The sequence below is a fragment of the Amycolatopsis sp. La24 genome (genome assembly GCF_029087445.1).
GTDB classification, from domain to species: Bacteria; Actinomycetota; Actinomycetes; order Mycobacteriales; family Pseudonocardiaceae; genus Amycolatopsis; species Amycolatopsis nivea.
Map to the genome: position 1 here is coordinate 112,585 of NZ_JARACH010000019.1, position 15,386 is coordinate 127,970.

Here is a 15,386-nt window from a genome sequence, read left to right on the forward strand (position 1 = left end):
TTAACGGGAAAGGCCGCCTCCCGATCCCAGGATCCGGGAGGCGGCCCTCACTTACCGTCCACGTGCGAACACTAACCGGCACAAGGAGAAGGCGGCGCGGAGGAGGGTGACGTTCCCCACGTGGCCTTCGGCGCGTCGGCGGTCAGCGCGAAGTCCAGAGTGGACCCGCGGCGCAGTTGTTCGAGGCTGACGAACGTTTTGTCCGACGCCGTGCCGTTGACGCGCAGCCCGGAGACGTACTGCAATTGCGCCCCGTTCGCGCCGCGCGCGTTGATGGTGAAGTCGCGGCCGTTCGGCAGGTGCACTACGGACTTGGCGAACCGCGGCGCGTTCAGCACGAAGTTCCCGGTGCCCGGAACGGCCGGGTAGAGGCCGAGCGCGCTGAAGACGTACCAGGCGGACATGGTGCCGAGGTCGTCGTTGCCGGTGACGCCGTTGGGGGCGTTCGTGAACAAGGTGTGCGCGGCCCGCACCACCGCGGAGGTCTTCCACGGCTGTCCGGTGAGCGTGTACATCCACGGCGAGTGCAGATCGGGCTCGTTGTTGGGGTTGTAGCGGAACTGCTTGTAGTAGTCGTACGGACCGACGACCCACTTCTCGTGCGCGGTCTTCGCCGGGTCCTTCACCAGGTCGTCGTAGGCGAAGAAGTCGTCGAGCCGCTTGCCCGCGTTGGCCGCGCCGCCCATCTTCGCGACCAGGCCGGGCACGTCCTGCTGCACCAGCCACTGGTACTGCCAGGCTGTGCCCTCGTGGAAGCCGTCCTGGCCTTGCGGGCTGTACGGGCCGTCAGCCGGGGTGTACCAGCTGCCGCCGGTGACCTTCGGGCGGAAGTAGCCGGTGAAGCCGCGGTCGGTCACCGACGGATCCCACAGCGTCGCGTACGTCCGGCCCTTGGCGGCCAGTTGCTTCGCGTCTTGCTTGCGGCCGAGCGCGGAGGCCATCACCGAGAGGGAGCAGTCGGCGAGGGCGTATTCCAGCGTCGCGGACGCGCCGTGTGCCGGATCGGTGTCCTGGCCCTTTTTCGGGAAATTCGGGTCGTATTGGACGAATCCGTCGGCCTGGTAGCTCGCGTTGCCGGAGCGGCCTTGGAACGGCGACGACGCGGGCGGGATCTCGGTCGAATTCTGCAGCAGTGCTTGGTAGGCGTGCATTTCTTCGCCGCTCAGCGCGCCGAACCGCCACAGGTCGACCAGGAACGGCGTGACCGGGTCGCCGGTCATCGTGTTCGTTTCCTGGCTCGCGTACGCCCAGCGCGGGAGCCAGCCGCCTTGGTCGTGGATGGCGAGGATGCTCTTCGCGATGTCGCGGGCGCGGTCCGGTTTCAGCAGCGCCAGCAACTGGTTCTGCGAGCGGTAGGTGTCCCAGAGGGAGAAGAAGTCGTAGTACGTCCAGCCGATCGCGCGGTGGATCTTCTTGTCGAAGCCGTAGTACCGGCCGTCGGCGTCGTTCGCGGTCAGCGGTTGCAGGAAGGCGTGGTAGAGCGAGGTGTAGAAGACCGTGCGGTCGTCCGGGGTGCCGCCGGTGATGTCCACACTGGACAGTTCACGTCGCCAGTCTCGCTGGACGTCCTTCTTCACGGCGTCGAACGGACGCACGCGCGAAGCGGCGAGGTTCGTGTCCGCACCGCGAGCGTCCACTTGGGAAATCGACGTGGTGGCAGTGACTTGGCCGCCCTTGGGGAAGGTCAGCCACGCGCCGCGCAGGCCCGCGCCGCCTTGTGCCGAGCGGCTGCCGGGCGTGCCGCCGTCCGGCGACCACGTGCCGTACGAGGAGAACGGCTGGTCGAATTTCGTGGTGAAGTAAGTGGTGTAGGGCTTGCCGCCGCAGAAGGCCTGCGATTCGACGGTGCCCGCGATGGTGTGGTCGTCGACGATCCGGACGCTGCTGCCGCTGACCGGTTCCTTCGCGTTCGCCTGCCCGACATTGACGAAAACGTTGGCTGGCCCCGATTTGTCGAAGGAATACCGTTCGACGCCGCTGCGGGTACTGGCGGTGGTTTCGACGTCGATGCCGCCGTAGCCGGTGAGATGCACCTTGTAGTAGCCGGGTTTGCCGACTTCGCCTTCGTGTGTGTACGGCGCGGCGTACTTGGCTTGGTCGAAGGTCGCCGGCTTGCTGGTGTCGAACGCCGCGCCCGGGCCGATGTCGCCGGTGGTGGGCAGCATGGACACCAGGCCACCCTGTTCCCAGCAGCCCGCGCCGGACAGGAAGAAGTGCCCGAAGCCGCGGATCGCGGTGTCGGTGTAGAGGTATCCGGCGTAGTGCGTGGTGATCGGGCTGGACTGGACCATGCCGAACGGCGCGGACGCACCGGGGAAGGTGTTGCCCTCGTCCTGGGTGCCGATGAACGTGTTCACCGCGTCCAGCGGATCGGCCGGACGCGCCTGTGCCGCGACCGGCGTGAGCGCCGCCGCGGTGACAGCGAGCGCCATCGCACTCGCCAAAACCCTGCTCCTCATGTGACTCCTCTGGAAAAAGTACGTGAGGGGAACCCTGAGGGAATCTGATTCCCTCAGGGTTCCCCTCACGGAAGGTCAGCCCGCGGCGATGGCGAACACGTGCAGGGAGCCGCCGCTGACGCCGCTCGGCAGCGTCACGCTCGCGACGGTTTTGCCCGCGTCCAGCGTGATCGGCGCGGTGGCGAACACCATCGTGCGGATCTGCTGCGGGTCGCCGCCCGCGGAGTTGCGGTACGGCGTGGACAGGACGATCCGGTTGCCGAACGCCGGCTGCGCTCCGCCGCCGCCGAGAGTCCAGTCCGAGAATCCGATGGTGGCGGTGGACTTGCTGCCGTCGGTGTAGGTGACGGTGAGCGTGCCTTGCGCGTTGCCGTTGCTGGCGGAGCCGAGCAGCGCGAGCCGTCCCGAACCGGACAGGTTGATCGTCTGTCCCGAGGCCACGACGTTGTCCGGGTCGCCGACCGGGAACGACGGCCAGGTGAAGTTCAGCCCGTCGCTCGACACCGTGCTGCCCGGCTTGGCGCCGGCCTTGGCCAGTGCGTCCGCGGAGTAGCTCCAGCCGCCGCCGTCGAAGTTCCCGGCCGCCGAGTTGGAGTCCGGCGACAGACCGGTGTTGTTCACCGTGGCCAGCCAGCTGTTCGGCTTCGCCACCAGGACGGTCAGCACCGCCTGGACGTCCGAGAGACCCGGCGAGGAGAAGGTGACCGGGATCCGGCGCGGACCGTCGGAGGTGCCCGCCGGAACGCTCACCGTCACGTCAGCGTGGCCCTTGCCCGCCGCGGGAACCTGGACGGAACCGGTCGCGGGGGTCAGCGTGATGCCGTCCGCGCTGCCCGCGGAGTAGGTCCAGGTCCTGGCCGCGCCGGACAGATCCTGGACGCCCACCGAGGCGGTCGAGGTCGTGCCAGCGGGCACCACCGCGCGTGCCGGGTCCACAAAGGACAGGCTCGGCTTCTCCTGTTCGCGGAACGACGGCGGCGCGTCAGCCGGAGCGGAACCCCACGCGGTCGCGGTCGTCGAGCGAGTGAAGTCCAGCTTGCCGCCCTGCGAGATCAGCCCTTCCGACAGCCATGCCTTGGTTGCCGTGCCACCGTTCACCTTCAGGCCGCTGGTGTACTCGCCGGTGCCGGGAGCGTTGACGGTGATCTTCTTGCCCGCCCCGGTGGTCACCTCGGCGTGCGCGAAGCGCGGCGTGGTCAGCACGGTTTCGGCGCGGCCCGGGATCTCCGGGTAGACGCCGAGCGCGGACCAGACGTACCAGGACGACATCTGCCCGAGGTCGTCGTTGCCGATCAAGCCTTCCGGACGCGGGTTGTACAGCTCGTCCATCGCCCGGCGCACCATGTTCTGCGTCTTCGCCGGAGCACCGGCGAACGAGTACACGTACGGCGCGTTCGAGTTCGGCTCGTTGCCCAAGAACGCGTACGGCTCATGGGTTCCGGCGTTCAGCTTCGTGAAGAAAGTGTCCAAACGCGACTGCGTGGCGGTGGTGCCGCCGAACGCGGTCACGAGACCGGCGAGGTCGTACGGGACCATCCAGTCGTACTGCGCGCCGTTGCCCTCGACCCAGCCCTGCGAGCTGGCCGGGTCGTAGTTCCCGGAGAACGAGCCGTCCGCGTTGCGCGGCTGCAGGTGTCCGCTGCCCGGGTTGTAGAGGTTCTGCCAGTACTGCGCGCGCTTCATGAACGTGGTGTACGTGGCGCTGTCGCCGAGCCGCTTCGCGAACTGGGCGATGGCGAAGTCCGCGCTCGTGTACTCCAGGGTGTCCGCCGCCGCGCCGGGCACGTAGCCGAGCCGTTGGTAGTCCTGCAGACCCGGCCGTTCAGTGTAGCCCTGCGTCGGCTGCGTCGCGCCCTTGATCATGAGCAGCAACGCTTTCTGCGCGTCGAAGTCACGCGCGCCGAACGCGTAGGCGCTGGAAACGATGATGTGGTACGGATCCCCGTTCATCACGCCGGTGTAGTCGTTCGCCACCGTCCAGCGGTCCCACGAACCGCCCTGTTCGGCGAAGGCCATCATCGAGCGCACGAGGTCCGAGGTCTGCTTCGGCGCGATCGTGGCCAGCAGCGGGACCTCGGAACGGTAGATGTCCCAGCCGGAGATGTTGGTGTACATCGCGTGGCCGCGTTCGGCCTGGTGGATCCGGCCGTCGAAGCCCGGGTAGCGACCGTCCACATCGGAGAACACGTTCGGCTGGATCAGCGAGTGGTACAGCGAGGTGTAGAACGTCGTGGTGTCGGCGTCGCTGCCGCCGCTGACCTGGATCTTGCCGAGCTGGTCGTTCCACGCCTGCCGCGCGGACGCGGCCACCTGGTCGAACGACTTCTTGCCGTTGTTCTCCGCCTTCAGGTTCGCCTTCGCCCCGTCGACGGACACAAAGGACAGTCCGACCTGGACGTTGACCTGCGCGCCGTTGAGGTTCGGGAAGGTCACGTACCCGCCGCTGCCCGGTCCGCTGACCGTGGTGTCCTGCGGTTTCGCCTTCGCCGGGCGCGCCATCGAGGAGCCGATGCCGTTGGGCTGGGCGACCTTCGCCCTGGCGCCGCCGGTCTCCGCGGTCTTGCCCGGCGTCACCGCGCCGTTCTTCCAGGTCCCGACCGACTCGAACGGGGTGTCGAACTTCGCCGAGAAGTAGACCCGGTAGGAGTTCTTCGCGCCGCAGAACCGGCCGCTGGTCGCCCAGCCGCTGATGGTGTCCTTGCCGATGCTGATCGACGCGTCGTCAGTGCCGTTGACCGAGCCGGAAGTGTTGACCAGCAACGTCGACGCCGCGCCCGCAGGGTAGGTGAAGCGGCCGGAACCGGTGCGCTGGGTCGCGCTCAGTTCGACCTTCGCCCCGTTGTCGAGGGCGACGTCGTACGCGCCGGCGGTCGCATGCTCGTTCTTGTGGTCGAAGGTCGAGGTGTAGTGGCCCGGATCGGTCGCGGGCGACGTGCTGATCTCGCCGACGTACGGCATGAACGGCAGGTCCTGATACGTGGTGCAGCCCGCGCCGGAAAGGTGCGTGAGGCTGAAGCCGGTGATCGTGTTGTCGTCGTAGAAATAGCCGCCCGGCTGGGATTTCTTCGTGTCCGGGCTCCACTGCACCATGCCGAACGGCGCGACCGCGCCGGGGAAGGTGTTGCCCGCGCCGCCGCCGGTCCCGTGGTCCGCGCCGCCGGGCCGGGTGCCGACGAACGGGTTCACCCACTTCGCCAGGTCAGCGGTCTTCGCGGCGTTCGCCCCGGTGTCGGCCAGTGCGGGGGCAGCGGGGGCCAAGGAGGCCCCAGTCGCCACGACCGCGGAAGTCAGGAAGATCAGTCCGGCTCTCCAGCGCGCTCGCGCCATCGCCATCGCCTCTCCAGTTGTCCGGCGCGAACCCGCCGTCACCGACCTCGAGGCATCGATGACAACCTTGTCGCGCACCGTCGATGCGGGCTACCTTCGGCAATGGCTCACCGGATCGTCAAGACCGCGGTGAGAGCCTGTCCGATTCGAGACAACGATGTCCACCATCCGCACCAGCGGATTCGTCGCCCAGGGCACAGCCGGTCGGCGGCCATTGACACGAAGCGGCCGGATGGTGTCCAATCCCCCGCATTATGACAACGTTGTCTCACTCGGGCCGGGACGCGGACGGGCTTCCCCGCCCCGCCAGCAGGCGGGCCACGATGAGCGATGTGGCGCGGCTGGCCGGCGTCAGCATCAAAACGGTGTCGCGGGTCGTCAACGACGAGCCCGCGGTGCATCCGGACACCGCCGAACGCGTGGTGGCCGCGATCGAACAGCTGGGGTTCCGCCGGAACCTCGGCGCCCGCAACCTGCGCCGCGGCTCGACCACCGGCACCATCGGCCTGGTCGTCGAGGACGTCGGCAACCCCTTCTACTCCGAGCTGAACCGCGCGGTGGAACGGATCGCGACGTCCTTCGGCAGACACGTGCTGACCGGGTCGTCCGGCGAGAATTCCGACCGCGAGCGCGAGCTGTCGCTGGAGTTCTGCGCGCGGCGCGTGGACGGGCTGCTGATCGTGCCCGCCGGGCTGCAGCACGGCTATCTCGTGCCGGAAATGCGCGCGGGCACGCCCGTAGTGTTCCTCGACCGGCCGGCCGGCGACATCGTGGCCGACACCGTGCTCGTGGACAACCTCGGCGGCACCATCGAGGCGGTCAGCCATCTCGTGCGGCACGGCCACCGGCGCATCGCGTTCCTCGGCGACAGCCCGGACATCTTCACCGCCGCCGAGCGGTTGCGCGGCTTCCGGGAAGGCTGTGTGCGCAACGGGATCTCCTACGACGAGAGCCTCGTGGCGATGCAGACGCCGACGCCGGAAACCGTCGGCAACGCGGTGCGCAAGCTGGCCGGCGGCCCGAATCCGGCCACCGCCGTGATCGCGGGCAACAACCGGGTCGCGGTGCACCTGCTGCGCGCGCTCGCGCACGCCGAGCACCGGCCCGCGCTGGTGAGCTTCGACGATTTCGAACTGGCGGACCTGCTCGACCCGCCGGTCACCGTGATCGCCCACGACGTCAGCGCCCTCGGGCACGCAGCGGCCGAGCTGCTGTTCGCCCGCATCCAGGGCGATCAGTCCGCCCCGAGAAAGGTAGTTCTGCCCGTGCACCTAGTCGCCCGCGGTTCCGGTGAGGCCGCCCTGTGACCCAGCACCTCGAGCCGGTCGCACTCCCGGCCAACCAGCCGCCGCAGTTCTACCGGGGCGGCGACGCCATCGCCGCCCTGCGCGGCGCCACCGGCACCGACTCGAAGTTCGGGCCGGAGGACTGGGTCGGTTCCGTCACCACCATGTTCGGCCAGGAGACCAACGGTCTCACCAAGCTGCCCAGCGGGATCTGGCTGCGCGACGCGGTCGGCAACGACCCGGAGGCGTGGCTGGGCGCGGCGCACGTAGCCAAGCTCGGCGACTCGACCGGCCTGCTGGTCAAGCTGCTCGACGCCGGACAGCGGCTTCCGGTGCACTTCCACCCGTCGGATTCCTTTGCCCGCAAGCACTTCGACTCGCACTTCGGCAAGACCGAGGCGTGGATCGTGGTCGGCACCTACGGCGACGACCCGCGCGTGTACCCGGGTTTCCGGGAGACGCTGAGCAAGGAAACCGTCGCCGAGTGGACCCGCGAGCAGGACGCGCCGAGCATGCTGGGCGCGCTCAACAGCATTCCGGTGCGGGCGGGCGACACGGTCTACATCCCGGCCGGGTTGCCGCACGCGATCGGCGAAGGCGTCTTCGTGGTCGAGTTGCAGCAGCCGACGGACTTCTCGCTGACCCTGGAGTGGCGTGATTTCCTTGCCTCGCCGGAAAAGGGCCACCTCGGGATCGGTTTCGACACCGCGATCGAAACGCTCGACACCTCGGGCTGGGACGACGACCGGCTCAAGACGATCGTGAAGCACACCTCCGGCGACGAAGCGACCACAGTGGACTTGCTCGCGCCGGGCTCGGCGGAGTTCTTCCGCGCCGACCGCATTCAGTTGTCCGGCAACGCGTTCTCGCTCGACCCGTCGTTCAGCGTGCTCGTCGCGCTCGACGGCGAAGGCACCCTGCGCACCGAGCACGGCGGCGAGTTCCCGGTGGCCAAGGGCGACACCTACGCGGTGCCGTTCGCCGCGGGCCAGACCGAGCTGTCCGGCTCGCTCACCGTCATCCGCTGCCGTCCGCCCGCCCCGGAAAGGAGTTAGCGCCGATGAGCGAGATCCTGCTCGACGCGGTGGACCTGACCAAGCACTACGGATCGGTGGAAGCTTTGCGCGGCGCGTCTTTCCAGGCGCGCGCGGGCGAGGTGACCGCGCTGATCGGCGACAACGGCGCGGGCAAGTCCACGCTCGTGAAGTGCCTGTCCGGAGCCGAACAGCCGACGTCGGGCCGGATCTTGCTCGACGGGAAAGAGGTCCATCTCGACTCGCCGGTGGCCGCGCGCCGGGCCGGGATCGAGACGGTGTACCAGGATCTCGCCGTCGCGCCGGAGCTGGACCCGGCGGCGAATCTGTTCCTGGGCCGGGAAATCCCGCGCAAGGGCATCCTCGGCAAGCTCGGCATGCTGGACAAGGCGGAGATGCGTCGCCAGGCGGTGGTCGAGTTCGAGCGGCTCGGCGTGACTCTGCAGAGCACCGACGTGCCGATCGGTTCGCTGTCCGGCGGGCAGCGGCAAAGCGTGGCGGTGGCACGGTCGGTGGTGTGGGCTTCGAAGGTCGTGTTCATGGACGAGCCGACCGCCGCGCTCGGGGTGGTGCAGCGCGAACGCGTGCTGGACGTGATCAAGAAGGTCCGCGACAAGGGCATCGCGGTCGTGCTGATCAGCCACAACATGCCTGAGGTGCTTTCGGTGTCGGATCGGATCGAGGTGCTGCGGCTGGGCAAGCGGGTGGCTCGATTCGCCGGTGCGGACACGAAGCTCGAGGACCTGGTCGCGGCGATGACCGGGGCTCTCGTGCAGGAGGAGGCGGCATGAGCGCTCCGGTGAAGGATATCCAGGCCACTGTGGACGGCGGGTTCGGCAAGCGTCCGCTGGGGAAACGGCTCATCGGGGCCAATACGTTCTGGATCGCGCTGGTGCTGATCGCGTTGATCGCGGTGTTCACCGCCATCGCGCCCGCCGAGTTCGCGACGCTGTTCACCTTCCAGACGCTGCTGATCGAAACGTCCGTGCTGCTGGTGCTTTCGGTCGGCATGACGTTCGTGATCATCACCTCCGGCATCGACCTGTCCGTCGGGTCGGTGCTGATCTTCGCCGGGATGGTCGCGGGCAAGACCATGGAAGCGCTCAGCGGCGGCGACGCCTCGCACGCGGGCTGGGGCGTCATCACCGTCGGGCTTGTCGCGGCGGTGCTCGCGGGCACGGTCTGGGGCCTGATCAACGGCTTCCTCATCGCGGTGGCGGGCATTCCGCCGCTGATCGTCACGCTCGGCACGATGGGAGCGGCGCTCGGTGCGTCGTACCTGCTCAACGGCGGGTCGGACGTGCGCAGCGTGCCCACCGAACTGAACAAGACCCTCGGCTACGGCACGTCGTTCGGCGGGGTCCCGAACCTCGTGCTGGTGGCTGTGGTGATCACGCTGATCGGTGCGTGGCTGCTGCACACCACGCGGTTCGGCCGCTACACGTTCGCAGTCGGCTCGAACGCCGAGGCGGCGCGACGCTCAGGCATCGGTGTGACCGCGCACCTGTTGAAGGTGTACCTGCTCACTGGTTTCCTCGCCGGAATCGCGGGTTTCCTGTCGCTCGCCTATTACGCGTCGACCACGATCTCGGCGCACACCAACGACAACCTCAACGCCATCTCCGCGACGGTGATGGGCGGCACGAGCCTCTTCGGCGGCGTCGGCTCGATGCTCGGCACGGTGATCGGGGTGTTCATCCCGGCGGTGCTGAAGAAGGGCTTCAACATCACGCACGTGCAGGACTTCTGGCAGATGATCGCGGTCGGCGCCGTCCTGATCGCGGCGGTGTGGTTCGACCAGCGCCGCCGCCGCAAGCGCAACTCCCGCTGAATCGGTTCCCGAGTACAAAGAGGTGCTTACGATGAAATTCAGCAAAACCGTCCTCGCCGCGGGGACGCTCGCGTCCGCGGCCATGCTGGTGGCCGCGTGCGGCTCCGGGCAGGTGGGGCAGAGCGGGTCCGGGGACAAGCCCGGCGGCAACTCCGCGAACAGCAAGAAACTCGCGCTGGTGCCGGGCGTACAGGCGGAACCGTTCTACATCTCGATGCAGTGCGGCGCGCAGGCCGAAGCGAAGAAGCTCGGCTACGAACTGACCACGCAGGCGCCGCAGAAGTTCGACGCGGCCATGCAGACGTCGATCGTCAACGCGATGGGCTCCAATCCGCCCGCCGCGCTGCTCATCGCGCCGACCGACGACCAGGCGATGCTCGCGCCGATCCAGCAGGTGAAAAACCGCGGCACGAAGATCGTCGAGGTCGACACCTCGCTCAAGGACAAGAGCGTCGCGGTCTCGTCGGTTTCCTCGGACAACGCCGAGGGCGGCAAGCTCGCCGCGCAGACCATGGCGAAGCTCGTCGGCGACAAGCCGGGTTCGGTGCTGGTCCTCGACACCATCGCGGGCACCTCCACCACCGCCGCCCGGGCGAAGGGCTTCGAGGACGAGCTGAAGAACCACCCGAACCTCAAGTCGGTGGGCATCCAGTTCACCCAGAACGAGCCGGACCAGGCAGCGTCGAAGGTCACCGCGGCGCTGGCCTCGACGCCGGATCTCGTCGGCATCTTCGCCACCAACCTCAACACCGGCGAGGGCGCGGCGACCGGCCTGCGCAACGCGGGCAAGATCGGCAAGGTCAACCTGGTCGGCTTCGACGCCAGCCCGTCCGAAGTGGACGGTCTGAAGAAGGGCGAGTACCAGGCGCTCATCGCGCAGGACCCGGCGCAGATCGGCACCAAGGGCGTCGACCAGGCGGTGGCCGCGATCGAGGGCAAGCCGACCGAGCGGGACCTCACGGCGCAGCTGCACTCGATCACCAAGGACGACCTGGACGCCAATTCGCAGTACTTCTACAAGCAGAGCTGCTAATCTCGGGCTCGACCGAAGGGGACTTTCCGCACGGAAAGTCCCCTTCGCCTTGTTACGGGCTAGCCCCAACCTTCTTCCCCGCCACCACCCTCAACGGACAAGCTTCGCTAGACTGCACATTTTTCCCGAGGTACCCGAGGGGAGGCTCGTCGATGACCGAGAGTGCCCGGCTGCCGTGGCGCTCCCGCCCGGACGCCGTCGGCGTGCTCGGCGCGGCGCGGAAGGTCGCCGACGACCTGAAAGACGGCCTTTCCGGAGTCCGCGCCCGGCGCGCCGTACACGGTCTGCGACGGCTCTTCGACGTCGCCGGACTAGGGCTCTCCGATCTCTCCGGCACGTTGATGTGGTCCGGCCGCCCCGGAGCTGACGACGCGGTGTCCCAAATCCTGGACGACGTGCTGCACCAGGAGGAGCCGATCACCTCGCGTGGCATCACGGCGGTCCCGTTGCACGTCCACGACGAACTGGCGGGCGCGTTGCTGCTGGTCGGCGATGTACCCGGCGCGGTGACGCGGCAGGCGACGGACTTGGTCGTGCAGTCTTTGGAACGGGGTCGGCTCGAAGCTTCGGCGGACCAGGCGGCGCAAGCCGAACTCCGGGCATTGCGCGCGGAGATGTCGCCGCATTTCGTGTACAACGCGCTCACCGTGATCGCCTCGTTCGTCCGATCGGAACCGGACCGCGCCCGCGATCTGATGCTCGATTTCGCCGACTACACCCGCTACAGCCTGTCGCGGCACGGCGAGTACACCGTCGTCGCCGAGGAGTTCCGCGCGGTGGAGACGTATCTCGCGCTGCAGCGCGCGGTGCTGGGCGAACGGCTCAAGGTGCAGGTGCGGGTCGCGCCGGAGGTGCTTGCGGTGGCGGTGCCGTACCTGGTACTCGAACCCCTCGTGGAGAACGCGATCCGGCACGGCATCGAGCCGCGGTCGGGCACCGGGCTCGTCCAGGTGCACGGACAGGCGGAAGGGAACGACTGCGTGATCAGCGTCGAGGACGACGGGGTCGGCATGGAGCCCGAGCGCGCCGCGGCCATCCTCGCGGGCAGCGGCGACGGCACCGGGCTCGGACTGGCCAATGTGGACAGACGATTGCGCACGGTGTACGGGGCCTGGTACGGGCTGACCGTGGAAACCGCGGTCGGCGAAGGCACCCGGGTTGTGCTGCGCGTGCCGCGATTCCAGCCGGGGGTGCTGCCGTGAGCGGGCTGCGGGTGCTGGCGGTCGACGATCTCGCGCCGGCGTTGGACGAACTGTGCCGGATGCTGCGCGAGGCGCCGGAGGTCGGCGAGGTCGTCGGCGCGAGCGATGCGTTGAAGGCGCTGAAACTGTTGCAGGCAGACCATTTCGACGCGGTCTTCCTCGACATTTCCATGCCCGGCTTGGACGGGCTGGAGCTCGCGTCGCTGCTGGCGAAACTGTCCGAACCGCCGGTGATCGTGTTCGTCACCGCGCACGACGGGCACGCGGTCACCGCATACGGCATCGGCGCGGTCGACTATCTCCTGAAACCGGTGCGCACGGAACGGCTTTCCGCCGCGCTGGCGAAGGTGACGCGCTTGGTGCCGAGCGGCCGTCGCCAGTCCTCGCCGGACGCGATGGCCGCACTGCCGGTCGATTCCGGCGGCCGCACCCGGTACGTCCGCCGCGACGATGTGCTGTTCGCCGAAGCCAACGGCGACTACGTCCGCCTGCACACCCGCGGCGGCGTCCATCCGGTGCGGATGCCGATCTCGCGGCTCGAAGAATATTGGGAAGGCACCGGATTTACCCGGGTACACCGCGGATTCCTGCTCGCGGTGAGTGCGGTGCTGGAACTGCGCAGCGACACGACGGGCGGGTTGCTGGCGCACACGGAGGCTGGCGATGTCCCGGTGAGCCGACGGCATGCGCGGGATCTCCGGGACCGGTTGCTGGAGGCTGCGCAGCGCGGACAACTCGGGAGTGCTCGGTGAAGGGGCGCTGGTGCTTGGGGGCTCGTGAGCGGCTAGGCCGGTTAGAACCGGCAAGGCCGCGCACGACAACCCGGCTGCACTCGGCACCTTGTGAGCGGCAAAGCCGGTTAGAACCGGGACCGCCACTCACGGCACCCAACCCGCACCCGCCAGCCACCCACCACCCCGCGTCTCGTGAGCGGCTAGGCCGGTTAGAACCGGCAACGCCGCGCACGAGGATTGCGCGGGCCGTCCGATGAGCCGCACCAAACGGGTCGCCGTCACCAGTCCGCAGACGAGGCTCGCCCGGTCGCGGCGGCTCGAACGCGGCCGCTGGCGGATGCCCCGTCTGCGCGCGCCGGAAGCGGAACGCGCGGCCGTCCTCTACCGGATCCAGCGGCGCCGCGGGATCCCCGCGCTGGTGGGGATGTTCGTGCTGGTGCTGGGTTTGCCGGTGCTGTTCTCGCTCGCCCCGTCGCTCGACAGCGTGCGGCTGTGGGGGATTCCGCTGTCCTGGCTGCTGATCGCGGTCCTGCCGTACCCGGTGCTGGCCGGGCTTTCGTGGTGGCAGCTGCGCCGCGCGGAGAAGATCGAGGACGATCAGTGAGCCGACTGCCCGCAGCACCCCAATGCGGCATTCGGTGCATCTCACGCACCCAATGCGGCATTCGGTGCATCTCACGCACCCAATGCGGCATTCGGTGCATCTCACGCACCCAATGCCACATTGGGGCCGCAGCCGGGGCGGGCGGGAGCGGATAGATGGACATCGCGCTCGCGGTAGCCCCGGTCGTCCTCGTCACGCTGCTCATCGGCGTGCGCGGGGTCGCCGCCATGCGCACCACCTCCGACTTCCTGGTGGCGTCCCGGCGGATCTCGCCCTTCGTCAACTCCGCCGCGGTCTCCGGCGAATACCTCTCCGCAGCCTCATTCCTCGGCGTCGCCGGGCTGATGGTGAAGGACGGCGTCGGCGCGCTCTGGTACCCGGTCGGCTTCACCGCGGGATACGTGGCGATGCTGGTCCTCGTCGCCGCGCCCATGCGCAGATCCGGCGCACTCACCGTCCCCGACTTCGCCGAAGCGCGCCTCGCCTCTCCCGCGCTGCGCCGGCTGGCCGCGGTGGTCGTGCTGGTGATCGGAACCATCTACGTAGTCCCGCAATTCCGTACCGCCGGGTTGGTGCTCACCGCGGTCGGCGGGACTCCGTACTGGGTCGGCGTCGTCATCGCGGGCACCGCGGTCAGCGTCACGCTCGCGCTCGGCGGGATGCGCGCGGCGACGTACGTCCAGGCGTTCCAGTTCTTCCTGAAACTCCTGCTGTTCCTCGTTCCCGCGCTGTGGCTGGTGCTCCAGGTCGGTGCCGAAACCCGTGACGCGAGCCTCACGCCGGTCGAGTTCACCCGCTTCTCGCACGCCACCCCAGTGCAGTTCGACCACGACGTCACTCTCACCTTCCGCGAACCCACCGCGATCGAGGACCGCGGTACGTTGCCGCCTGGACAACTGGTGGTGCGCAAGGGAGAACAGCTCACCTTCGCCGCCGGTGCACAGGTCCCCGGCGTCAGCGGAGAAGTCGCGCTCGGCGGGCCGGACTGGCAGCGTCCGCTGCTGGAAATCGACAAGGGTTACCCGCTGCTCGGCACCTGGGCGGTCCTCATCGCGACCGTCCTCGGCACGATGGGCCTCCCCCACGTCCTGATGCGTTTCCACACCAGTCCGGACGGCCGCGCGGCACGCCGCACCGCTGCGATTACCGTGGCGCTGCTAGGAGTTTTCTACCTTTTCCCCGGCATTTACGGCGTCCTCGGCCGGGTTCTCGTGCCGCAGCTGTATCTGTCCGGCAACACCGACACCGTGGTCGTCGCGCTCCCGTCGCAGGTCGACCACAGCTGGGCCGGGCAGTTGTTCACCGCGTTGCTCACCGCGGGCGCGTTCGCGGCGTTTCTGGCGACGTCGCTGGGATTGCTGCTGGTGATGTCCGGCGCGCTCGCCTACGACCTGATGCCCGGCGGTCTGCGCCGTCTTCGCGTGACGGTCGTGTTCGCCGCGATCGCGATGGTGCTGCTCGCGCTGCCGTCCGCGCGGCTCGACGCCGGGGTGCTGGTGACGTGGGGGTTCACCGTCGCCGCGTCGACGTTCTGCCCGCTGCTCGTGCTCGGCATCTGGTGGCAGCGGCTCACCGCCGCGGGCGCGATCGCCGGAGTGCTGACGGGTCTGGCGGCCTCGTCGGGGTCGATCCTGTTCGCGCTGGCCGGACCCTCGATGGAAGGTTGGGTGGCGATCTTGGTCTCGCAACCGGCACCCTGGTCGGTACCGCTCGCGTTCGGCGTGATGATCACGGTGTCACTGCGCGGGCGCCCACCGTCCTGGGCCGGGGCCGCGATGCTGCGGCTGCACCTCGACGAGCGCCCTTCGTCCGCGCCCGGTGACCGTTCGTCAACCGTTCGTCGTGCGGCGAGGCGTTTGAGCCGCTGACGGTTTCC

Annotated in this window: 11 protein-coding genes; 9 read left to right on the forward strand and 2 right to left on the reverse strand. The window is 68.7% G+C overall.

The annotated features are described in order from the left end of the window. Window positions 1–71 precede the first annotated feature (71 nt). Window positions 72–2,459: a GH92 family glycosyl hydrolase gene (locus tag PUT80_RS19855; protein ID WP_275293076.1), complete on the reverse strand. Its 2,388-nt coding sequence runs from the start codon at window positions 2,457–2,459 to the stop codon at window positions 72–74. Between the two features lie 75 nt (window positions 2,460–2,534). Further along, complete coding sequence (locus tag PUT80_RS19860) at window positions 2,535–5,792, reverse strand: GH92 family glycosyl hydrolase (protein WP_275293077.1); 3,258 nt, start codon at window positions 5,790–5,792, stop codon at window positions 2,535–2,537. A gap of 317 nt (window positions 5,793–6,109) precedes the next feature. On the opposite strand from PUT80_RS19860, the gene PUT80_RS19865 reads away from it, so the two are divergent. The 9 genes from PUT80_RS19865 (at window position 6,110) to PUT80_RS19905 (ending at window position 15,378) form a co-directional block, all read left to right on the forward strand. Further along, window positions 6,110–7,093 (forward strand): LacI family DNA-binding transcriptional regulator, encoded by a 984-nt coding sequence (locus PUT80_RS19865; protein ID WP_037811888.1) that lies wholly within the window; start codon window positions 6,110–6,112, stop codon window positions 7,091–7,093. Further along, the gene (locus PUT80_RS19870) at window positions 7,090–8,127 is read left to right on the forward strand and encodes a class I mannose-6-phosphate isomerase (RefSeq protein ID WP_275293078.1); all 1,038 of its coding nucleotides are present in this window, start codon (window positions 7,090–7,092) and stop codon (window positions 8,125–8,127) included. The genes PUT80_RS19865 and PUT80_RS19870 overlap by 4 nt, the downstream gene beginning before the upstream one ends. 5 nt (window positions 8,128–8,132) lie before the next feature. Continuing rightward, on the forward strand, window positions 8,133–8,897 hold the full coding sequence (locus PUT80_RS19875) for an ATP-binding cassette domain-containing protein (RefSeq protein WP_275293079.1): 765 nt from the start codon (window positions 8,133–8,135) through the stop codon (window positions 8,895–8,897). Beyond that, a complete protein-coding gene (locus PUT80_RS19880) occupies window positions 8,894–9,937 on the forward strand; it encodes an ABC transporter permease (protein ID WP_037811892.1) in 1,044 nt (347 codons plus the stop codon). Before PUT80_RS19875 ends, PUT80_RS19880 begins: the two co-directional genes overlap by 4 nt. 31 nt (window positions 9,938–9,968) lie before the next feature. Next, window positions 9,969–10,970 carry an ABC transporter substrate-binding protein gene (locus PUT80_RS19885; RefSeq protein ID WP_275293080.1) on the forward strand — a complete coding sequence of 334 codons (1,002 nt, stop codon included), beginning with the start codon at window positions 9,969–9,971 and terminating at the stop codon, window positions 10,968–10,970. A 152-nt stretch (window positions 10,971–11,122) separates the two neighbouring features. Next, on the forward strand, window positions 11,123–12,172 hold the full coding sequence (locus PUT80_RS19890) for a histidine kinase (protein ID WP_275293081.1): 1,050 nt from the start codon (window positions 11,123–11,125) through the stop codon (window positions 12,170–12,172). Continuing rightward, the gene (locus PUT80_RS19895; protein ID WP_043839202.1) at window positions 12,169–12,924 is read left to right on the forward strand and encodes a LytTR family DNA-binding domain-containing protein; all 756 of its coding nucleotides are present in this window, start codon (window positions 12,169–12,171) and stop codon (window positions 12,922–12,924) included. Before PUT80_RS19890 ends, PUT80_RS19895 begins: the two co-directional genes overlap by 4 nt. A gap of 235 nt (window positions 12,925–13,159) precedes the next feature. Continuing rightward, window positions 13,160–13,510 (forward strand): membrane protein, encoded by a 351-nt coding sequence (locus PUT80_RS19900; RefSeq protein WP_043839204.1) that lies wholly within the window; start codon window positions 13,160–13,162, stop codon window positions 13,508–13,510. 155 nt (window positions 13,511–13,665) lie between these two features. Beyond that, a complete protein-coding gene (locus PUT80_RS19905; protein WP_275293082.1) occupies window positions 13,666–15,378 on the forward strand; it encodes a cation acetate symporter in 1,713 nt (570 codons plus the stop codon). Window positions 15,379–15,386 lie beyond the last annotated feature (8 nt).